Origin of the sequence: Agromyces albus, from assembly GCF_030815405.1 — a bacterium.
GTDB lineage: Bacteria > Actinomycetota > Actinomycetes > Actinomycetales > Microbacteriaceae > Agromyces > Agromyces albus_A.
Window position 1 is genome coordinate 3,780,796 of sequence record NZ_JAUSWX010000001.1, and the last position, 19,906, is coordinate 3,800,701.

18 protein-coding genes are annotated in these 19,906 nt (G+C 67.4%); 7 read left to right on the plus strand and 11 right to left on the minus strand.

Going from position 1 to position 19,906, the window contains the following annotated elements; genetic code table 11:
* Positions 1-137: 137 nt before the first annotated feature.
* Positions 138-896 (minus strand): Gmad2 immunoglobulin-like domain-containing protein, encoded by a 759-nt coding sequence (locus tag QFZ29_RS17930; RefSeq protein WP_306895649.1) that lies wholly within the window; start codon positions 894-896, stop codon positions 138-140.
* A gap of 100 nt (positions 897-996) precedes the next feature.
* A complete protein-coding gene (locus QFZ29_RS17935; RefSeq protein ID WP_306895651.1) occupies positions 997-2,433 on the minus strand; it encodes a CCA tRNA nucleotidyltransferase in 1,437 nt (478 codons plus the stop codon).
* Between the two features lie 187 nt (positions 2,434-2,620).
* Between QFZ29_RS17935 and QFZ29_RS17940 the strand changes: the two genes are divergently transcribed.
* From QFZ29_RS17940 to QFZ29_RS17965, 6 genes are all read left to right on the plus strand, one after another.
* Positions 2,621-5,158, plus strand: coding sequence for a DUF6049 family protein (locus tag QFZ29_RS17940; protein ID WP_306895653.1), 2,538 nt, complete (start codon positions 2,621-2,623; stop codon positions 5,156-5,158).
* Positions 5,151-6,773, plus strand: a complete 1,623-nt coding sequence (murJ, locus tag QFZ29_RS17945) for a murein biosynthesis integral membrane protein MurJ (protein WP_306895655.1) — start codon at positions 5,151-5,153, stop codon at positions 6,771-6,773. The genes QFZ29_RS17940 and murJ overlap by 8 nt, the downstream gene beginning before the upstream one ends.
* A 151-nt stretch (positions 6,774-6,924) precedes the next feature.
* Positions 6,925-7,899 carry a thioredoxin-disulfide reductase gene (gene trxB / locus QFZ29_RS17950; protein ID WP_306895657.1) on the plus strand — a complete coding sequence of 325 codons (975 nt, stop codon included), beginning with the start codon at positions 6,925-6,927 and terminating at the stop codon, positions 7,897-7,899.
* 38 nt (positions 7,900-7,937) lie between these two features.
* The gene (gene trxA / locus QFZ29_RS17955) at positions 7,938-8,261 is read left to right on the plus strand and encodes a thioredoxin (protein WP_129520392.1); all 324 of its coding nucleotides are present in this window, start codon (positions 7,938-7,940) and stop codon (positions 8,259-8,261) included.
* A gap of 99 nt (positions 8,262-8,360) precedes the next feature.
* A complete protein-coding gene (locus QFZ29_RS17960) occupies positions 8,361-9,683 on the plus strand; it encodes an aminotransferase-like domain-containing protein (protein WP_373426237.1) in 1,323 nt (440 codons plus the stop codon).
* Between the two features lie 15 nt (positions 9,684-9,698).
* Positions 9,699-10,661 carry a D-alanine--D-alanine ligase family protein gene (locus tag QFZ29_RS17965; protein WP_306895662.1) on the plus strand — a complete coding sequence of 321 codons (963 nt, stop codon included), beginning with the start codon at positions 9,699-9,701 and terminating at the stop codon, positions 10,659-10,661.
* 89 nt (positions 10,662-10,750) lie between these two features.
* Here the strand turns inward: QFZ29_RS17965 and QFZ29_RS17970 are convergent, their stop codons facing one another.
* Together QFZ29_RS17970 and QFZ29_RS17975 are read right to left on the minus strand one after the other, a co-directional pair.
* Positions 10,751-11,734, minus strand: a complete 984-nt coding sequence (locus tag QFZ29_RS17970) for a ParB/RepB/Spo0J family partition protein (RefSeq protein WP_306895663.1) — start codon at positions 11,732-11,734, stop codon at positions 10,751-10,753.
* The gene (locus tag QFZ29_RS17975; RefSeq protein ID WP_306895665.1) at positions 11,734-12,570 is read right to left on the minus strand and encodes a ParA family protein; all 837 of its coding nucleotides are present in this window, start codon (positions 12,568-12,570) and stop codon (positions 11,734-11,736) included. The genes QFZ29_RS17970 and QFZ29_RS17975 overlap by 1 nt, the downstream gene beginning before the upstream one ends.
* A 297-nt stretch (positions 12,571-12,867) precedes the next feature.
* Here QFZ29_RS17975 and QFZ29_RS17980 point away from each other — a divergent pair, with 297 nt between their 5' ends.
* Positions 12,868-13,230: a hypothetical protein gene (locus QFZ29_RS17980; protein WP_306895667.1), complete on the plus strand. Its 363-nt coding sequence runs from the start codon at positions 12,868-12,870 to the stop codon at positions 13,228-13,230.
* A gap of 2,425 nt (positions 13,231-15,655) precedes the next feature.
* On the opposite strand, the gene QFZ29_RS17985 is transcribed toward QFZ29_RS17980, so the two are convergent.
* The 7 genes from QFZ29_RS17985 to rnpA all read right to left on the minus strand — a co-directional run bounded on the left by QFZ29_RS17985 (position 15,656) and on the right by rnpA (position 19,902).
* Positions 15,656-16,072, minus strand: coding sequence for a VOC family protein (locus tag QFZ29_RS17985; protein ID WP_306895669.1), 417 nt, complete (start codon positions 16,070-16,072; stop codon positions 15,656-15,658).
* 5 nt (positions 16,073-16,077) lie between these two features.
* Positions 16,078-16,458, minus strand: coding sequence for a helix-turn-helix transcriptional regulator (locus tag QFZ29_RS17990; protein WP_306896802.1), 381 nt, complete (start codon positions 16,456-16,458; stop codon positions 16,078-16,080).
* Positions 16,459-16,890: 432 nt separating this feature from the next.
* Positions 16,891-17,520, minus strand: coding sequence for a 16S rRNA (guanine(527)-N(7))-methyltransferase RsmG (gene rsmG, locus QFZ29_RS17995; protein ID WP_306895672.1), 630 nt, complete (start codon positions 17,518-17,520; stop codon positions 16,891-16,893).
* A gap of 16 nt (positions 17,521-17,536) precedes the next feature.
* Entirely contained in the window at positions 17,537-18,034 is a 498-nt protein-coding gene (locus QFZ29_RS18000; protein ID WP_306895674.1) for a Jag family protein, read from the minus strand.
* Positions 18,035-18,036: 2 nt separating this feature from the next.
* Positions 18,037-18,990: a membrane protein insertase YidC gene (gene yidC / locus QFZ29_RS18005; RefSeq protein ID WP_306895676.1), complete on the minus strand. Its 954-nt coding sequence runs from the start codon at positions 18,988-18,990 to the stop codon at positions 18,037-18,039.
* Positions 18,991-18,998: 8 nt separating this feature from the next.
* Entirely contained in the window at positions 18,999-19,433 is a 435-nt protein-coding gene (gene yidD / locus QFZ29_RS18010; protein ID WP_306895678.1) for a membrane protein insertion efficiency factor YidD, read from the minus strand.
* On the minus strand, positions 19,426-19,902 hold the full coding sequence (gene rnpA / locus QFZ29_RS18015) for a ribonuclease P protein component (protein ID WP_373426238.1): 477 nt from the start codon (positions 19,900-19,902) through the stop codon (positions 19,426-19,428). The genes yidD and rnpA overlap by 8 nt, the downstream gene beginning before the upstream one ends.
* Between the last annotated feature and the right edge of the window lie 4 nt (positions 19,903-19,906).

Genomic DNA, 19,906 nt, shown 5'->3' on the forward strand with positions numbered 1-19,906 from the left:
CGAGGAGGCCGCAAGTGCGGCGCACGGGCAACCTGCCTATCGTAGCGGATGCCGCCCCAGCATGCCATTCGGCTCTGAGCATCCCTCGCGTGCCCCGGCAAGTGGCGCGGCGATGGTGCTGCGCTGATCGGATCCGCCTACCCGCGGATCTCGATCTGCACCGGGAACTCGTTCTCAACGCTGCCGTCCGCCGCGCTCAGGTTGTACGCCACCACGTCGTACAGCCCCGGCTGGATGTCTGCCGGCAGCGTCAGGCTCGAGCTGAAGTTCGAGTGCTCGCAGCACGCGTCCGCAAGCACCGGCAGCGTGGCGACCGCCGTGCCCGAGGCGTCTCGCACGTCGACGTTGAGCGCGGCTTCGAAGACCGCCGCCAGGCCCGTCAAGAACACGACGCCGCCGGGCTCATACACCTGGCCGCACGTGGGACTCGTGAGGAAGATCGGCGGTCGATCGGGCGCGATCGTGATCGGGTACTCGACGAGGTCGATCACCGAGCCGTCCTCCGCGCTGTGCGCAAACGCCCGCAGCATGACCGGCAGGTCGTTCACCTCAGGAGGAAAGGCGAGCGTGCCCTCCCACGTGCCCGGGGTTCCGCTCCCCGATGTCGCCGTGAGATGGCGCACGCAGGCCACGATGCCCGCTTCGTCCACGACTTCGATGGTCAGGGCGGCCTCGAAGGTGTTCGACTCGCCGCTGACCGTGAACGGAACAGAGACGGTCGCTCCCTCCGCGGGACTCGCGATCACGATCGCCGGGCCCGCCGTCGTCTCTGGGGAACTCGGCGTCGGTGCACCGGTTGGCGAGGCTGTCGGGGACGGGCCGGAACCCGGTGAGCACGACGTCAGCGCCGCCGCGGCCACAAGGGTCGCGAGCGCCAGCGTGCCTCGAATGAACATGCGCGGGATCGCCTTCGCTCCTGTTCGGAGCGTACTCCCGCGAGACCCGGATGCACCCGGCCGGCGACACATCGTTGCGGGGACGTAACCCCCGAGGCTGCTAGGGCTGGGTGCCCCGAGCCGCCCACCAGGCGCGCAGGCGCTCGGCCGCGGCATCCGCACCGATCGGGCCCTCGTCGAGCCGCAACTCGAGCAGGAAGCGGTACGCCTCGCCCACGACGGGGCCGGGCGGCACGTCGAGCAGCGCCATGATCTGCTGGCCATCGAGCTCGGGACGCACCGCGGCGAGCTCCTCCTCTTCGGCAAGCACGGCGATGCGCGCCTCGAGGTCGTCGTACGCGAATCCAAGTCGATCGGCCTTGCGCCGGTTGCGGGTCGTGACGTCGGCCCTCGTCAGGATGTGCAGGCGTTCGAGCTGGTCGCCGGCGTCGCGAACGTAGCGGCGCACGGCGGAGTCGCTCCACGCGGCATCCGCGTACCCGAAGAACCGCAGGTGCAGCTCGATGAGCCGTGAAACCGCTGCGATCGTGTCGTTGTCGAAGCGCAGGTCGCGCAGGCGCTTGCGTGCGAGCTTCGCTCCGACGACGTCGTGGTGGTGGAACGAGACCACGCCGCCCGGCTCGAGCCGCCGGGTGGCCGGCTTGCCGATGTCGTGCAGCAACGCCGCGAGGCGCACGATGAGGTCGGGGGAGTCGAGGTTGCCCCGCGAGATCTCGTAGTCGATCGCCTGGTCGAGCACCGTGAGGCTGTGCTCGTAGACGTCTTTGTGATGGTGGTGCTCGTCGATCTCGAGGCTGAGTGCCGGCAGTTCGGGCAGCACCCGCTCGGCGAGGCCCGATTCCACCAGCAGACGGATGCCGCCGCGGGGCGACCCCGTGAGCAGCAGCTTCGACAGCTCATCGCGAACCCGCTCGGCCGAGATGCGCTCGATCGCACCCGCGAGGGTGGACATCGCCGCGCGGGTGTCGTCGTCGAGGGAGAACCCGAGTTGCGACGAGAACCGGGCCGCTCGGAGCATCCGGAGCGGATCGTCTCCGAACGATTGCTCGGGGGTCGCGGGCGTGCGCAGGACGCCAGCGACGAGGTCTTCGACGCCGCCCGAGGGATCGACGAGGGTCAGTTGCGGCAATCGCAGGGCGAGCGCGTTGACGGTGAAGTCGCGGCGGGTGAGGTCGCCCTCGAGGCTCGATCCGAAGACGACCTCGGGCTTGCGCGAGGCACCGTCGTATGAGTCGGCGCGGTACGTGGTGATCTCGACGGTCTCGCCGGCGATCTTCGCGCCGATCGTGCCGAACGCGCGCCCGATGTCCCAATGGGCTTCGGCGATGGGCTTCACGATGGCGAGGATCTCGTCGGGCGTCGCGTCGGTCGTGAAGTCGAGGTCCCTCACCGCACGCCCGAGGAAGGCGTCGCGCACCGGACCGCCGACGAGGGCGAGCTCGTGGCCGCCGGCTTCGAACGCCGCGGCGAGTCGGGCGACGGTCGGCGAAGCAGCCAGCTCACCGAGCCGATCGAGTGCCGCAGCGACAGTCTGCATGCTCCCCATGTTAAGCGGCGCGTGGGGCGCGCTCCGTGACGGTGACATCGCGCTGGGCCGGCGCCGATGAGGGAGCGGAAGGCCGGCGAGCTGCTGCCTCCGTGTCGGCGGCGCCCGTGGCGCCTGCCTGTGGATGGCCTGTGGACGTCGAGTGGGCGCCTCAGTGGCACGCAATAGAATCGCCTGCATGGTGGCCGAGTCGAACCCTGCGCGTCGACACCACCGCCGACCGCAGCGGGCCACGGATGCCGCGGAGCCCGCCACCTCGAGCGGCGCCTCGAGCGGCAACTCGACCCTCTCGCCTCGCCCTCGACGGCGTCGGGCAGCCCTCATCGGGCTCGCCGCCGCGGCAGCCGTCGCCGTCGTCGCTGCACCCCTCGCCGCGAATGCAGGGGCCGTCCTCGAGCCCGAGTTCCCGTTCGTCTCCGTTCACGACTCCGGCGTCTCGCTCATCAGCTCCGGGTCATCGAGCGAGGGCACCGCCGCTGCCGCGCAGGAGCGCGCGGGCCAAGCCGCGCCCACCGACGAAGGCGGCATCGCCGTGCACGTCGCCCCCACGATCGGCACCACACTCACGCCCGGAGCCCCGGTCACCGTCTCGGTCGAGATCGAGAACGCCACGGCGGAGTCGCTTGCCGCGGCCACCGTGCGGCTGACGCGTTCGGCCGACGCGATCGACGAGGTCGCCGAGCTCGACGCGTGGGTGGCCGCCGCCGCCGGCGACGAGGCCGGCTCCCCCGACGCATCCGACGCGGCGGAGGTGGTGCTCGGCGAGGCCGAGGCACGCACGCTCTCGGCCGGGTCCGCCACGTCCGTCTCCTTCACGCTTCCGCCCACCTCGCTCGACGGTGTCACCGAGTCGCCGATCATCGGACTCGGCGCGGAGCTCCTCGTCGACGGTGTGGTCGTCGCCGCCGGCGCCGACGTCTTCGCGAACACGAACGCGCCGGCGGGTGCGCCGTTCTCGCTCGCCCTCGCCTATCCGCTCACGGTGCCGGCCGACGCCACCGGCCTGCTCGATGCCGAGCAGCTCCAGACCTGGACGAGCCCCCTCGGGCTCCTGACCCGCCAGCTCGACGCCGTGGCGGGCCGCTCGGTGGCGATCGCGGTCGATCCCCGCATCATCGCCTCGATCCGTGCCCTCGGCACGGCTGCCCCCGCCACCGCCACCGCTTGGCTCGACCGCCTCCGCGGTGTGCCGAACGAAGTATTCCCCCTCGCGTATGCCGACTCCGACCTCGCCGTTCAGGCCCAACTCGGGCTCACGGGCATCCTCTCTCCCACCTCCTTCTCCGACGCGATGGACCCCGCGAACTTCACGGGTGGTGACGGCGACCAGGGCGCCGGCGACGCGGAAGCGCAAGGCGAAGGCGATGATGCCGGCGACACCCAGGGCGACGGCGAAACGGATGTCACGGCCGAACCGTCGCCGCCCCCCGGTGAGGTGCCGACCACCGAGGACCTCCTCGACTGGCCGTACACGCGGTCCGATCTCGCATGGCCCGCCGACGACACCGTCGCGGCCGGTGACCTCGAGTTCCTCCAGGCGGCCGGGCTGACGACGACGATCCTCGCGCCGGGCAACGTCGAGCCCGCCGCCGAGGGAGCGAACGCGGCCTCGACGATCAACGGTTCGAGCGCGGTGGTCTCCCACGAGCGGCTGACCGCGCCGTTGCGCGCGGCATCCGTCGCGGCGACCGACACCGAGTGGCGGTCGGCGACCGGCCGGCTCGTGGCCGAGCTCGCCCTCGGCGCCGGTGAGCGCACCGAGCCGACGACGGTGCTCGCCACGTTCGACCGCGGTACCGGCGTGCAGGCGAGCCGCGTGTCGGCGACGATCGACGAACTCGCCACGATCAGGTGGTCGCAGCCCGTCGGCCTCTCCGCTGCCATCGGCGCCCCGCCTGCTGACCGGGCGCTCGCGAGCCTGCCCGAATCCGACGCCCGCCGCTCGAACATCGATCGGATGGTACGCACCGAAGCCGAGATCGCCGCGTTCGCAACGGTGCTCACCGACGAGCGTCTCCTCAGCGGGCCGACGCGCCGCAACCTCCTCGCCCTCCTCGACGTCTCCTGGATCGACGAAGAGGAGGCGTGGCACGGCGCCGTCGGCGACTGGTTGCTCGCGCAGCGCGACACCCTCGGCGCCGTCTCGGTGGTGCCGGGCAGCCCGATCAACGTCGTCTCCAGCGAAACCGGTGTGCCCACGACCGTGCTGAACGCACTGCCCTACCCCGTCACCATCGTCGTCGACGTCGATCCTTCGAACGGCCGGCTCATCGTCGGCGACCGGGTGGAAGCCACGATCGAGGCGGAGTCCCGCAGCACGGTGCGCGTGCCCGTCGCGGCGGGCGTCGGCAGCGGCGAGGTCTCGCTCGCCGTCAGCCTCAGTTCGCCGACGGGAGTTCCGATCGGCACCCCGGTGCTCATCCCTGCCAACGTCCAGGCCGATTGGGAGGGACTCGGCGCTGCCGTGCTCGGCATCGTCGTCGTGCTCGTCTTCGGCATCGGCATCTGGCGCAATATCAGCCGTCGCCGGCGGCAGCGGGCTGCCGCGGCCCAGTCGGATGCCGCCGCCGGTGCCACCGAGACCGAGGCCGGCGCCGACGTTTCTGACGACGCTTCCGACGCTTCCATGCCGCCAGCGGCATCCGAGTCCGACTCCACCGTGTCGAACCCTGACGTGACGACCGGCGCGCCGGCCTCGGAGCAGCGGAATGACTGACGACCGCATCGGCCGCGCGAGCGCCCTGCTCGCCTCAGGCACGATCGTCTCGCGCGTTCTCGGGTTCGTGAAGACCGCGCTGCTCGCGGCGGTCATCGGAGCGAGTGGAGCCGGTGCCAACGCGTTCGCGGCAGCCAACCAGTTGCCGAACACGATCTACGTCGTGGTGGCCGGTGGCGTGCTGAGTGCCGTGCTGGTGCCGCTCATCGTGCGATCCGCCGCGCATGCCGACGGCGGATCCGCCTACATCAACAAGATCATCACGCTCGGCTTCACGATTCTCGCTGGCGCGGCGCTGATCGCCACGTTGCTGACCCCGGTGCTCACACTGCTCATCGGTTCGCGAATGAGCGCCGGCGTGTTCGGGCTCGCGGTCGCCTTCGGGTTCTGGTGCCTGCCGCAGATCTTCTTCTACGGCATGTACTCGCTCCTCGGCGAGGTGCTGAACGCCCGCCGTGTCTTTGGTCCGTTCACCTGGGTCCCCGTCCTCAACAACGTGGTCGGGCTGGCTGGGCTGGCGGCCTTCGCGCTCATCTTCGGCGCCGACCCCGACGGTCTCCGCTCAGCCGGCGAGTGGAGCGTGGGCATGATCATGCTCCTCGCCGGCAGCGCGACGCTCGGTGTGGCGAGCCAGGCGCTCATCCTGTTCTGGTTCTGGCGTCGCGCCGGCCTGCGGTACCGCCCTGATTTCCAGTGGCGCGGCGTCGGACTCCGATCGACCGCCGGAGTGGCGGGCTGGACCTTCGGCATGCTCTTGCTCACGACCGTCGCGGGCTTCGTCGAGACATCCGTGGTCGGAGTGTCGGCATCTGTTTCCGATGAGGCCTCGGTGTACGCGTTGCAGACCGCGTGGCTCATCTTCATGCTGCCGCACTCGGTGATCACGGTGTCGATCGCGACCGCCTACTTCACTCGCATGAGCGAGCACGCAGCGGTCGGCGCCATCGACAGGGTGCGAGCCGACCTCTCGAGCGCCGTACGCGGAGTCGGGGTGATCATCGTCGTCGCGGCTGCGGTGCTCATCGTTTGCGCCTACCTGTTCGCGAGGGTCTTCACCGACGTCGAACCGCTCGTGTGGTCGTTCGGCAACGTCATCATCGCCTACGTCATCGGGCTCATCGGATTCAGCGTGCTGTTCATCGTCCAGCGCACGTACTACTCGCTCGGTGACACGAAGACGCCGTTCATGTTCACGCTCGTGCAGGTCATCCTCTTCATCGTGGGCGCCCTCATCTGCATCGCGCTTCCGAGCTCCTGGGTGGCATTCGGCATCGCACTCGTCACGACGCTCGCCGGCTCCGTGCAGCTCACGGTCGCCGTCGTGCTCTTGCGCAAGCGCATCGGACCGCTCGACGGTCGTCGCATCGTGACCACCTTCGCGAGGTCGCTGGTCGCACTCGTCATTCCCGTGATCGCCGGCGTGCTGTTGCTCGTGGCCCTCGGCGGCACGCACGCCGCGGGCTTCGCGCTCTCGAGCAAGTTCAGCGCGATCGTCTCCATGGCCATCATCGGCACGGTCATGACCCTGTTGTACTTCGCCGGCCTCTGGTTGCTCCGTTCGCCCGAGTTCCGGGGCTTCGCCGCGCCGATGCTCGGCCGCGTGCGCCGCCGCTGAGCGTGAGCGAGTCGCTCCCGATGCATCCGCCGCTCTCGGCCGCGTGCGCTTCGCGACTCGGAATAGGCGGCACCTAGACTGTGTTCACCATGTCGTGGCCTCCGGAATCGAGCGGATGCCACTTACAGGCGAGAGCACTAGGGAGTCAGCGTTGCGCGACATCATCATCATCGGTTCTGGACCGGCCGGGTTCTCCGCCGCGATCTACGCCGCGCGCGCCGAGCTGAAGCCGCTGCTCATCGCGAGTTCGGTCGAGATCGGCGGCGAGCTCATGAACACGACCGAGGTCGAGAACTTCCCGGGCTTCCCTGACGGCATCATGGGACCCGACCTGATGGCGAAACTGCAGGCGCAAGCCGAGCGGTTCGGAACCGAAGTCGTTTACGACGACGTGGTGTCGCTCGAGCTCGACGGCCCGGTCAAGCGCGTGAAGCTCGGCAACGGCGATGAGCACGAAGCTGCGACGATCGTCTATGCCACCGGCTCCGCTTACCGCAAGCTCGGCCTTGCCGAAGAGGAACTGCTCTCCGGGCACGGCCTCTCGTGGTGCGCGACGTGCGACGGCTTCTTCTTCCGCCAGAAGACCATCGCGGTGGTCGGCGGCGGTGACTCGGCGATGGAAGAGGCGACCTTCCTCACGCGGTTCGCCGACAAGGTCTACGTGATCCACCGCCGCGACACGCTCAAGGCCTCCAAGATCATGCAGCAGCGTGCGTTCGACAACGAGAAGATCGAGTTCATCTGGAACGCCGAGATCTCGGCGATCCACGGCACCACTGCCGTCACCGGCGTGACCCTGCGCGACACGGTCACCGGCGAGGAGCGTGGGCTCGACCTCGACGGCCTCTTCGTCGCCGTCGGCAACGATCCCCGCACCCACCTCGTGCACGGCAAGCTCGACCTGACGCCTGAGGGCACGATCGCCGTCGAGGGCCGCAGTTCACGAACCTCCGTGCCTGGCGTCTTCGCCGCCGGAGACGTCATCGACCCGTACTACCGACAGGCCATCACGGCTGCCGGATCCGGTGCGGCCGCCGCGCTCGACGCGGAACACTACCTGGCCGCGCTCGGCAACCCTGCGGCCGCCGAGGCCGTGATCGAGAACGAGTTCGCCGTCGTCAACTGACGCGACGCGACATCCGCTTCCACCAAAAGGAGAATGCAATGACTGCACGCGCAGTGACCGAGGCCACCTTCGAGCAGGAGGTCCTCAAGAACGACAAGGCCGTCCTCGTGGACTTCTGGGCCGAGTGGTGCGGCCCGTGTCGCGCCGTGAGCCCGATCCTCGACCAGATCGCGACCGAGCACTCCGAGAAGCTCGACATCGTGAAGCTGAACGTCGACGAGAACCCCGGGCTCGCGATGAAGTACCAGATCACTGCGATCCCCGCGTTCAAGGTGTTCCAGGCAGGCGAGGTCGTGAAGACCGTCATCGGCGCCAAGCCGAAGCCTGCACTCGAGGCCGACCTCGCCGCCTACATCTCGTAGTCGGTGGTCTCGAAAGACCCGTCCGGCACACGCCGGGCGGGTCTTTCGCATTCCCGCACCCCAACTAGCATGGAAATCCTGAGCAGAAACGGAAAAGCTGTGACTTCTGACGGCGTCCCCCAGCGGACCGGCAACAATCTCGACCCCTGGTACGCGAACTACGCCGAGCGAGCCGCCGGTCTCGCCGCCTCAGAAGTCCGAGCCCTCTTCGCCGTCGCCTCCCGACCCGAGGTCGTCTCGCTCGCCGGTGGAATGCCGTTCGTGTCGGCGTTGCCGCACGACCTGATCTCCTCGGCAATGGAGCGAGTGATGCGAGAGCAGGGCGCTGTTGCCCTGCAATACGGCTCTGGTCAGGGAATTCCCAAGCTTCGCGAGCAGATCCTCGAGGTCATGGCAATCGAAGGGATCCGCGGCACGGTCGACAACGTGGTGACGGCCACCGGGTCGCAACAAGCCCTCGACCTCGTCGCGAAGCTCTTCATCGACCCGGGCGACGTCATCCTCGCGGAGTCGCCGAGCTACGTCGGAGCGCTCGGGGTGTTCCGTTCGTACCAAGCCAACGTCGTGCACGTGGCGATGGACGAGAACGGGTTGATCCCCGAAGCCCTGCGGCAGACGATCGCCCACCTCCGTGGCCAGGGCCGACGCATCAAGTTCCTCTACACGATCCCGAACTTCCACAATCCGGCGGGAGTGACGCTCTCTGCAGAGCGGCGGCCCGAGATCCTCGAGATCTGCCGTTCCAACGAGATCCTCGTCCTCGAGGACAATCCCTACGGGCTCCTGCATTTCGACGAGCCCGCACCCAACGCGCTGCGCTCCCTCGACGAAGACCGGGTGATCTACCTCGGGTCCTTCTCGAAGACACTTGCGCCCGGTTTCCGAGTGGGATGGGCGCTTGCGCCACACGCGATCCGCGAGAAGCTCATCCTCGCCGCGGAGTCCGCGATCCTGTCGCCCAGCTCATTCAGCCAGCTCGTGGTCTCGGAGTACCTCGCGACCGCCGACTGGCGCGCGCAGATCGACACGTTTCGTGGGGTCTACCGCGACCGGAAGAACGCGATGATCGAGGCATTGGGGGAGTACCTGCCGCAGCTGAGTTGGACGAACCCCAACGGCGGGTTCTACGTCTGGGTCACGATGCCCGATGTGCTCGACTCGAAGCAGATGCTGCCGCGCGCGGTGAAGGAGCTCGTGGCGTACACGCCCGGCACCGCCTTCTTCGCCGACGGCCGCGGCCGTCATGCGATGCGCCTCTCGTTCTGCTATCCGACACCCGAGGCCATCAGGCTCGGCGTACGCCGGCTCGCCACGGTGGTGAATGGGGAGCTCGACCTGCTCGACACCTTCGCCGGCACCGGCTCGCTGCAACTCCCGCAGGGCAATGGCTACGACTCCGCTCCGCCTTCCGATCTCAAGTAGGAGAAACCCCAGATCATGAGCGATTCCAACGCGCTGCACGTCGTCGTACTCGCGGGAGGCATCTCGCATGAGCGCGATGTCTCACTTCGTTCCGGGCGACGAGTCGCTGATGCGCTCATTGCTGCAGGGCACCGCGTGGTGCTGCGGGATCCGGATGCCGGGTTGCTGCCGTTCCTCGCGAACGAGCGCCCCGACGTGGTCTTCCCCGCCTTGCACGGCTCGAGCGGTGAAGACGGGTCGTTGCTCGAACTTCTTGCCGCACTCGGCGTTCCGACCGTCGGATCGTCGGCCGCCGCAGCCCGGCGCGCGTGGTCGAAGCCCGTCGCGAGTTCCCTGGTCGCCGAAGCCGGTCTCGCGGTGCCCGAATCCATCGTTCTGTCCCACGAGGCGTTTCGTGAGCTCGGTGCATCGAGCGTGCTGAAGGTCGTGCGTTCCGCACTCGAGGGCGACCTCGTCGTCAAGCCGGCCTCTGGCGGATCGGCGCAGGGCGTCACGATCGTCGACGACCCGAACGGCTTGGCGCGCGCCATGGTCGAGGCGTTCACCTATGCCGAGGTCGCGGTCGTCGAACGCCGGATCTTCGGCACCGAAGTCGCCGTCGCCGTCATCGACACGGGCGCCGGGCCCGAGGTGCTTCCCGTGGTCGAGATCGAACCCGTGGCCGGTGTCTACAGTTTCCAAGCCCGCTACAACGCGGGGGAGACAACGTTCTACGCTCCGTCTCGCCTCGACGAGGCGGGAGTGTCGGCGGTATCGGATGCCGCGATCCTCGCGCATCGCACGCTGGGGCTCCGCGACCTCTCGCGCGTCGACTTCATGGTGGATGCCGAGGGTCGCCCGTGGTTCCTCGAGGCGAACGTGTTGCCGGGCCTCACCGAGACGTCCCTCGTACCCCTCGCGATCGAGGCATCCGGAACCGACGCGCCGACCGTGTACGACGGACTCGTGCGATCGGCGATCGCTCGTTCACAGGGCTGACTCCGCACGACGGCGGCCCGGCGAGCTCTTCTCGAAGCAGCACCGCGTGAGGCTCGAGCGATCGATCGCCGACTCGACAGCTGCGACGTTCAGACGCCTTCGAGTTCCTCGCCGAGCTCGGAGAGAATCCGCCGAAGGTCCTGAACCGTCGCGAAATCGATGCTGATCTGTCCTTTTCGAGCACCGATCGCAATCTTGACTCGCGTGTTCAGGCGATCTCCGAGGCGCGACGACAGGTCGTCGAGGAAGTCCTGCCGCCTCCCCGCGGCAGGTTTCGTACGCGACGGCTTGGGCTCACTGGTCGCGATCGCCTCTGCGGCACGCACTGAGAGCTCTTCGTTCACGATCTTGTCGGCGAAGCGCTGCATCTCGCTCGGTTCACCGAGGGAGAGGATCGCCCTCGCGTGCCCGGCACTCAGCACTCCGGCGGCGACCCTCAGCTGTACGGCCTCAGGCAGCTTCAGGAGCCGCAGCGTGTTGGAGATCTGTGGCCTGGATCGTCCGATGCGCGAAGCGAGCTCTTCCTGCGTGATGCCGAAGTCGGCGAGCAGCTGCTGGTAGGCCGATGCTTCTTCGAGCGGGTTCAGCTGCGACCGGTGCAGGTTCTCGAGCAGCGCGTCGCGAAGCATGGCCTCGTTCGCGGTGTCCTTGACCACCGCCGGTATCGTGTCGAGTCCGGCCTGCTTGGTCGCGCGCAGGCGACGCTCGCCCATGACGAGCTCGTACTTCCCCGCGAGCTCGGGGTGAGGTCGCACGACGATCGGCTGGAGCACACCGAACTCACGGATGCTGTGTACGAGTTCGGCGAGGTCGTCGGGATCGAAGTTGTTTCGAGGCTGCTGCGCGTTCGGCAGGATGTCGTTCGGATCGAGTCGTGCCAGACGAGCACCCGGTACCGCCAGCAGCCCCTCGGCTTCCGCGGCCTGCTCCACCGCAGCCATCGCGGTCGCCGTGGTCTCCGCGCCGGGGAAGAAGACATCAACAGGACGCGCCGGGTGGCGATTCGAGTCATCCCCGCCTGGGATCAGTGCTCCGATGCCTCGACCGAGTCCGGTTCGCTTCGTTGCTGCCATCAGTGTGACTCCTCGGGGTTCGAAACGCTACGCCGAGCGATCTCAGCGGCGGCCTCTCGGTATGACAGCGATCCGCTCGACGCGTAGTCGTAGCTGATCACACTCTGCCCATAGCTGGGCGCCTCGGAAACCCGCACCGAGCGGGGAATGATCGTCTCGAGGGTTTGCGTGGGGAAGTGGTCGCGTACCTCTTGGGCGACCTGCTGCGCGAGGTTCGTGCGCGAGTCGTACATGGTCAACAGGATCGTCGACAACCGAAGCTCGGGATTGAGGTGCTTCTCGATGAGCTCGATGTTGCTGAGGAGCTGGGAGAGACCCTCGAGGGCGTAGTACTCGCACTGGATCGGAATAAGCACCTCGCGAGCGGCGACGAAGGCGTTGATCGTCAGGAGTCCGAGCGATGGCGGGCAGTCGATGAAGACGTAATGGTACGGCTTCTCCATCGACGCAAGATGGGCGTCGAGCGCTCGCCTGAGGCGCTGTTCGCGAGCGACGAGAGACACAAGTTCGATCTCGGCGCCGGCAAGATGGATCGTCGCCGGCACGCAATCGAGCCGCTCGTGCTCCGTCGAGGGTTGAACGACCTCTCCCAAGGACAGGTCTGAGACCAGCACCTCGTAAACGCTCTGTCGTTCGGACCGGTGGTCGACGCCCAGTGCCGTCGAGGCGTTTCCCTGCGGGTCGAGGTCGACGACGAGCACGCGAGCGCCGGATCGGGCGAGCGCTGCCGCGAGGTTCACCGCGCTGGTGGTCTTCCCGACACCACCCTTCTGGTTCGAGATCGTGAAGATTCGCGTTGCCGGGGGTAGGGGGAGTACCGCCTCATCGAGCGCCATGCGACGTCGCGTCTCATTGGCAAGTTCGTAGGCCAGGGGAGTTCCTCCGTAGTCGTGGGATGTTTCACGTGAAACATCGAGGGCTTGTGTTGCGATCGGGGCATCGATCGGGATGATCGATGGAGCAGCGGCAACCGGCTCCTGCGGTATATCGTCGACCGCTTCAGCCGGGATGTCCACCAATCGAGACGTCGAAGGCCATTCGCGAGGGGTGACCGCCGAGTTTGGGGTGGAGTCGTACTCGCGTGATGGGAATGTCTCGAAGGCAACTTTCGCAGGATCTCGGGCCGGCTCTTCGTGAACCATCGGTCCTCGGTGCTCGACTGCCACGTAGCGCTCATCCGCTCCCGGGTGCTCTCCAGCTCCGGGGTGCTCTCCAGCTCCGGGGTGCTCTCCAGCTTCTGGGTACTTGTCCACTTCTGGGTACTTGTCCGCTTCTGGGTGCTCGGTCGCCTCTGGGTGCTCGGCCGCTTCCGGGTGCTCGGCCGCTTCCGGGTGCTCGGCCACTCCCGGGTGCTCGCCCACTTCGGTGTACTCGCTTGCCTCTGGGTGCTCAGTCGCTTCCGCATGCTCGCCAACTCCGACGTACTCGCCTGCATCCGGGTGCTCGCCCGCTTCGGCCGGCGCGACTGCTCCAGGCGCCACGAGCGCAGATGTTGAAGCCGACTCCGCCGGCGCGGCCGACGAAGGCTGGTCGACGCCGAACGCGAGTGATCGCACCGCGGCCTCGGAGTGCGGCTGTGGCGCCTCGGCGCTTGGAGATTGCGATTGGGCCCGCTGGACATCAGGTCGCGGCCCGCCCAATGACGAGACGGTGTCGGCCGCAGCATCTCCGACGATCTCCCGAATGATGTCTTCGAGGAGGCGGTCGGCATTCGATGGCGGGCCGCCGTCCGCGGCGGTCGTCGGGTGCCCGTGCACCGGTTCCTCACTCAATGCAGCGGCAGTCGCGGCATCCCAATCGATGCCCGAGGTGAGCACCGGGCCTGACGGCGCAGCGGGAGGGGCGGATGCAACAGGCTGCGACTCAACGCCATCGGCTTCACCGTCAGAGCTGCTCGGCGTCGCCCATGCGGGCTCCACCGCGGCGGGAGCTGCCGCGCGCGACTCCGTTTCCTGTGGCTGGGACCGAAGAGGTTGCTCGACCGCCTGCTCAACGAACGCGACGGCCGACTCTGGTCGATCAGGGTCGGCTCCAGCTGGGAACGGCTCGGCGCGATTCGAGACAGCGGAACCCAACGAGGGAGAGGGGCTGCCAGTGGTGGTCTCGTCGGTAGCTACGACGCGGCGTACCTCCGGACTCCGTTGCCGGAGATCGTCGTGGCCAGCGGCCGGGTCGCCTGAATCCGTCTCGCGGGGCTCGTTGCCAGTTCTCGCATGGATGGTGCTGTCAGCACGTTCTTCGGGGTTCGGTTGGGAGCGCTTGCGATGAAACCACCCACGTCCCCCACCTTGTGCCATGCCGACTACTCCAAATCACTGCAGGTGTGCATCTCTCGCGGCTCGTTCCCTACCGGGGTCGATCCGAGAGTCAAGCCTAACCGGCCCCATCGACACGCACGCGTGTTCCAACTGCTTGCCGGGAGATTTCCGCTCTCACCCTGTTGCGGAGGGCGACTGACGTGGCGAGCCGTTGCCTTCCTGACTCCTCCACACGTGCGGGGACGCTCCCGACCAGTTCTCCCTGGGCACCTAGAGAATGGCCACCACTGGCCGCGGGCGGAAACCGTGCCGTTTCACGTGAAACGGTCCAGGCCCGCGCCGTTTCACGTGAAACAGTTCGGCTCAACAAAGTCGTGGCTGCGAATCTCCTTGAGAGTCTCGGCCACACCTCAGCACGCGCCATGGGAGTGTCATCGACGGTCGCCTTCAGCCGCGACCCGGAGCTGATCTTCATCCCGGATGGGACCGCCGACCCCGCCGTCGTTCCATCGAGTTCGGTTCCAAGCCCCGCCGCATCGTGGAACCAAGAACTCCCACGGCGTCGGCGACCGGACAGCCGTGGGGACGGGAGTGCGCGATCCATCAAGCGCACGCAGCCCAGACTCGGCAGCAACGCGACCCTGCGCAGCGCCCGCGATTCGATTGCTGTGGCATCTGCCCGCAGCCTGCCTACTGCGGACACACCGCATATCCGTACGACCGCTTCCGCGGTCGAGATCGGACTGTGCGTCGACACCTCGCCGGTGATGTGTGGCTCAGTGGAAATGGAATCCACGCGAGACGTGCCGCCGCCGACGGGGGACCCGCGCGACAGGGAACACTTCCGCCGACACGAGAGACGCGCGCGACGAAACGCTGCCGCCGATGCAGGACCCCGAGGCACGGGGATGGTGCCGCCGACCCGCGAGAACTCGCGTCACCGGAACGGTGCCGCAACCCGGCAGAACGCGAGCCACCGGCACGGTGCCGGCGACACTGCACCACGAGCCCAAGGGAACGGTGCCGCTCACCCGCGAGAGCTCGAATCACCGGAAGGTGTCGCCGACCTGGCAGAACTCGCGTCACCGGAACGGTGCCGCCAACGCGGCAGAACGCACGAACTCGAACCACGGGAACGGGTCCGCCGACACTGCACCACGAGCCAGGAGAACCGTGCCGCCGACACGAGACCCCGAGCCTTAGGAACGGTGCGACCGACCGGGAGAACTCGAGCCACAAGAACGGCGGCGTCGACGCGAGAGCTGCGAAGCCAGCGCCGCAGCCGCCGCCGAGAACCTGTCCGAAGCGCGGGAAGGTGCGGTCCGAGCTGCCTGAACTTCCACGCGGCTTTTCTTCGCTTCTTCTGAGCTGGCCGTGCGAGGGGAAGATTCCGGATATCGAGACCCAGACCACGCCTAACGGGAGCCGGCCGAGTAGGAAGGGGATGTTTCACGTGAAACAACGCCCTGTCCGCCGGGCGGTGTGACCGGACGCCGAGTCAATGTTTCACGTGAAACACTTCCAACTTTGCGGAATCGCAGCTGAGTCACGGTCATCCGGCAGGCACGTACGACCAGCGGGCGTTGGCCGGGCGCTGCGCTTCGGTGGGTCGATCCGAATGCTTCATCTCAGGGTCGCGCGAGGCGATTCACAGCGCCAGGGGTCACTGCGCGCGAGGCTGGCTGAAGCGCAGCATGTTTCCGGACGGATCACGGAAAGCGCAGTCGCGGACACCGTAGAACTGGTCGGCCGGCTCTTGCAGGACCTCGCCACCAGCGGCGCTGATGCGCTCGAATGTCGCGTCGCAGTCGTCGGTACTGAAGATGACACCGCGCAGCAACCCTTTCGCCAGCAGCTCCGCTGCAACCTGCTTGTCGGCGGGCGAGGCGTTCGGATCTGCGATGGGCGGTTCGAGAACGATGTTCACGTCAGGCTGAGAGGGCGAGCCGATGGTCACCCAACGCATCCCTTCGTACGCGATGTCATTGCGCACCTCGAGGCCGAGCACATCCCGGTAGAAGGCGAGCGCCTTGTCATGGTCATCGACGGCGATGAACGTCTGTGAAAGCTTGATATCCATGCGTTTCACGATACGGGCCGGGAAGCGGCAGGTGCTTCTCCATTCCTGACCGGCCGAGTGTAGATCTTGGCGATGCACGCCGGGATCGCGGCGGCCTCGTCATGGCTGCGGGCCCGGTACGAACTCGGGCTCTCGCCGACCAGCTCGCTGAACCGCGAGCTGAATGACCCCAGCGACGTACATCCGACCGTGAAGCAGACCTCCGTCACGGACAGGTCACCTCGTCGCAGCAGCGCCTTCGCCCGTTCGATCCGACGGGTCATGAGGTGGCTGTACGGCGTCTCGCCGAAGGCGGCTCGGAAGCTGCGGGAGAAGTGGCCCGGCGACATGAGAGCGGCGCTTGCCAGCGCGGGAACATCGAGCGGCTTCGCGTAGTCGCGGTCCATCAAGTCTCGTGCCCGGCGCAGCCGGACGAGGTCCTCCAACGTCACGGGTCCAGCTTCCCACAGCCCACGCGCGGCCGGAACTGGGCACCTTGGAGCGTGCCATCGAGTCCGGGGGAGAGACGAGCGGCACGATCACTCGCTCCAGGAACCGCATGACGAGCGCGGCTCGGCGTCGTCTTCCGCATCGACGCCGCACCATCAACACACGCGACGACTGCCTGAAGCGACGTATCAGCGTTTCAAGGCAGGGCGAGCAGCTATCGCAATTCAAGATCCCCCGGCCCGGCCCGGCACGTCGGGGCGGAGGTTGCCTCGATACGGCCGCAAGCGTCCTACTCGACTACCCGGGACGTCCTCGAGCGCCCGCGTCACTCCCAATGGTGGCCTCGACACCGCCGCGAGCGGCGAACTCGACCACGGGGGATCGTGCACCTAGTCGACGGTCGCGCGAAAGACACGGGTGACCTCGGAGACGAGGCCTTCACCGAGTACCAGTACCTCTTCATCGTGGAGCCGGTACTTGCGGATGGCTTTCTGGGCCGCCGTGATCTCTGCGTCGACGCCGGCGCCCTTCATGAGCACCAGTTCGCCGCCCGGACGGAGCAGGGGAGCGGTGACCGGGATCAGTGTGCGCAGCGCGCTGACCGCCCGGGCCGTCACTTGATCGAGCGCCCCGAAGAGCTTCGACTCCTCGGCCCGAGCGCGAAGCACGGACACATTCGTGAGTTGCAGCTCGGCCGCCTGTCGCTCGAGCCATGCGACCCGTCGTTCCATCGGCTCGATGAGCGTGAACGAGACATCCGGTCGCATGATCGCAAGCACCAATCCGGGTAGGCCGGCGCCTGAGCCCACGTCACCTACCCGACCGGGGCGAAGCAACGGCGCAACGAGTGCACTGTTCAGGATGTGCCGTGTCCAGAGCCGGGGGAGTTCCAGTGGCCCGATCAGGCCGAGTTCCTCCCCGTGGCGGGCAAGGGCCTCGGTGAAAGCGCGGCCCGCGGTCAGGTGGTCACCGAAGATGGCCTCAGCTGCAGCGGGCTCTTTCTCGAGTCCGTCGATCATCGTTTCACGTGAAACGTCAGCCGACGCGTGTGATGACGGTGTGACGCTCTGCGCCCTCGCCCCGCGACTCGGAGTGGAATCCGCGCTCGGCCACGAGGTCGTGCACGAGCTTGCGCTCGTATGACGACATCGGCGGGAGCGACGCCTCTGCGGCTCCACCGTCGATGCGCTCGACCGCTCGAGCGACGAGGGTCGCAAGCTCCCCCTTGCGGGTGTCTCGCGAGCCGCCGATGTCGAGGATCAGTCGCGAGAAGACACCGGTCTTCGTCTGGACCGCGAGACGAGTGAGCTCCTGGAGAGCACTGACCGTCTCGGGCTTCGAGAGGAGATTCAGGTTCGCACCTTCACCGGCGTTCACTGAGAGGTAGGCGCGCCCATTGCGCGCGTCGATGTCGATGTCGCCATCGAGGTCGGTGATATCGAGGAGCTCCTCGATGTAGTCGGCCGCGATGTCGCCTTCCTCTTCGAGTTGGGCGATCGATCGGTCTTCGGTCTCGTGCTGCACGTCAGTCATGGTTACTTCCCGCTCTGCTTCTTGGCGCGCGCCTTGCCGATCGGCTGCTGGCGCTGGGCCTTCTTCGGTTCTTCGATGACCTGGACCACTCCGGGCTCGGGCTCGACGAGCTTGCCCTTCTTCGCGAGGCGCGCTTCACGTGCCTTCGCGGCCTCGCTGCCGGGAGTCGGCATGTTCCGGATCACGACGAACTGCTGGGCCATGGTCCAGAAGTTCGAGACCAGCCAGTAGAACATGACCCCGAGTGGGAACGCGACACCGGAGAATGCGAACACGAGGGGGAGCAGGTACAACATGATCCGCTGCTGACGGAACATGGGGCTCGCCTTGGTCTCGGGCGACATGTTCTTCGAGACGATCTGGAGCTGGGTGATGAACTGCGACGCGGTCATCAGCACGATCATGATGACGGCCACGACGAGGACCTGCCACGGGCCCCCGTTGTTCCACGCGTTGATGAAGGTCGCCTTCAGGGGGGCGCCGAGGAAGACGGCATCGGCGAAGGAGTCGGCAAGGCCCTGGTTCAACAGCCCCACGCCGGCCTTGTCATGCACCGAGGCGTCGTTCAGCACCGAGAACAGTCCGAAGAAGATCGGCATCTGCAGCAGTAGCGGCAGGCACGACGACAGCGGGTTGGTGCCGGTGCGCTTGTAGAGCTCCATCGTCTCGCGCGACATCGCCTCGCGGGAGAACTGGTCTTTCTTCCCCTTGTACTTGTCCTGGATCTTCTTCAGCTGCGGCGCGACCTCGAGCATCCGGCGCTGGCTCTTGATCTGGCGAACGAAGATCGGGATGAGCGCGGCGCGAACCACGATCACGAGCCCCACGATCGACAGCACCCAGGTGACTCCGGCGTCGGGGTCGAGACCGATGAGATCCCACATCGTGTGGAACGAGACGAGGATCAGCTCGATGACCCATTTGATGGGCCAGAGGATCAGGCTGAGGAAATCCATTGGGTGAATCAGTCCTTCCGGGACACGGTGGGGGAGGAGAACGTGAGCGACTGGGAGCCCGCCGCGTCGTGCGAGTGCAAGTTCGAACGCGAGTGCGAGTGCGCGCCACGCGGCGCATCAGCCGCGGCATCCGTGCCAGTGCCGAAGCCGGCGGGAACGACCCACCCGAAATTCGTGATGCGGTAGCGACCATGCCTGGCCGGTCGGACATCGTCGATGCCGCCCGAAGACCAGGGATTGCAGCGGAGGATTCGCCAGCCGGCCAGCACCGAGCCGATCAGGAGTCCTCGCTGCTGCACCGAGCCGAGCCCGTAGGCAGAGCATGAGGGGTAATAGCGGCAGACATCGCCGTAGAGCGGCGAGATCACCGCGCGGTAGGCCCGGATGAGCAGCACACCGATGTTGCGCGGGATCAGTACCAGGAAGAGAGCCGCGTCACGCACGATGGCGACCCTTCGATTCGACGGTGCCGACCGCGACGGTGTCGATGGAGCCGGCATGGCGCGCAGCGCCTGCGACCCCAATGGGAACCTCCGCGCCGGTCGGAGCGGCGAGGACACCGGAGTCGCGTCGCGAGCGAATGCCTCTGGTCGCGATCGCTGCCGCCACTTCGGCCTGCAGCGCCTGCCAGTCAGCGTCGGCGGCAGATGGCAGGGCGCGCACGACGACGTCGAGGCCTGTGGTGCCGTTGGCGACCGCGTCGGCGCATGCGGCCTTGAGTCGCCGGCGCACGAGGTTGCGGCGCACAGCGGTGCCGACCTTCTTCGAAACGATGAAGCCGAAGCGTGCGTCGGTGGCCGACTCCCGTGAGCGGACATAGCTCACAGTGTGGGCACCGGCGACCTTCGCGCCACGGCGCACGATGACTCGATAGTCGTCGGCGCTCGTGATGCGGTTGGCTTTGGCGAGCACCGAG

Coding starts and splice junctions, on each gene's coding strand:
- QFZ29_RS17965 (WP_306895662.1), top strand. CDS start 9,699: ATGAGCGATTCCAACGCGCTGCACGTCGTCGTACTCGCGGGAGGCATC.
- QFZ29_RS17970 (WP_306895663.1), bottom strand. CDS start 11,734: ATGGCAGCAACGAAGCGAACCGGACTCGGTCGAGGCATCGGAGCACTG.
- murJ (WP_306895655.1), top strand. CDS start 5,151: ATGACTGACGACCGCATCGGCCGCGCGAGCGCCCTGCTCGCCTCAGGC.
- trxA (WP_129520392.1), top strand. CDS start 7,938: ATGACTGCACGCGCAGTGACCGAGGCCACCTTCGAGCAGGAGGTCCTC.
- QFZ29_RS18000 (WP_306895674.1), bottom strand. CDS start 18,034: ATGACTGACGTGCAGCACGAGACCGAAGACCGATCGATCGCCCAACTC.
- yidC (WP_306895676.1), bottom strand. CDS start 18,990: ATGGATTTCCTCAGCCTGATCCTCTGGCCCATCAAATGGGTCATCGAG.
- QFZ29_RS17990 (WP_306896802.1), bottom strand. CDS start 16,458: ATGGACCGCGACTACGCGAAGCCGCTCGATGTTCCCGCGCTGGCAAGC.
- rsmG (WP_306895672.1), bottom strand. CDS start 17,520: ATGATCGACGGACTCGAGAAAGAGCCCGCTGCAGCTGAGGCCATCTTC.
- QFZ29_RS17940 (WP_306895653.1), top strand. CDS start 2,621: ATGGTGGCCGAGTCGAACCCTGCGCGTCGACACCACCGCCGACCGCAG.
- QFZ29_RS17985 (WP_306895669.1), bottom strand. CDS start 16,072: ATGGATATCAAGCTTTCACAGACGTTCATCGCCGTCGATGACCATGAC.
- QFZ29_RS17930 (WP_306895649.1), bottom strand. CDS start 896: ATGTTCATTCGAGGCACGCTGGCGCTCGCGACCCTTGTGGCCGCGGCG.
- QFZ29_RS17935 (WP_306895651.1), bottom strand. CDS start 2,433: ATGCAGACTGTCGCTGCGGCACTCGATCGGCTCGGTGAGCTGGCTGCT.
- QFZ29_RS17975 (WP_306895665.1), bottom strand. CDS start 12,570: ATGGCGCTCGATGAGGCGGTACTCCCCCTACCCCCGGCAACGCGAATC.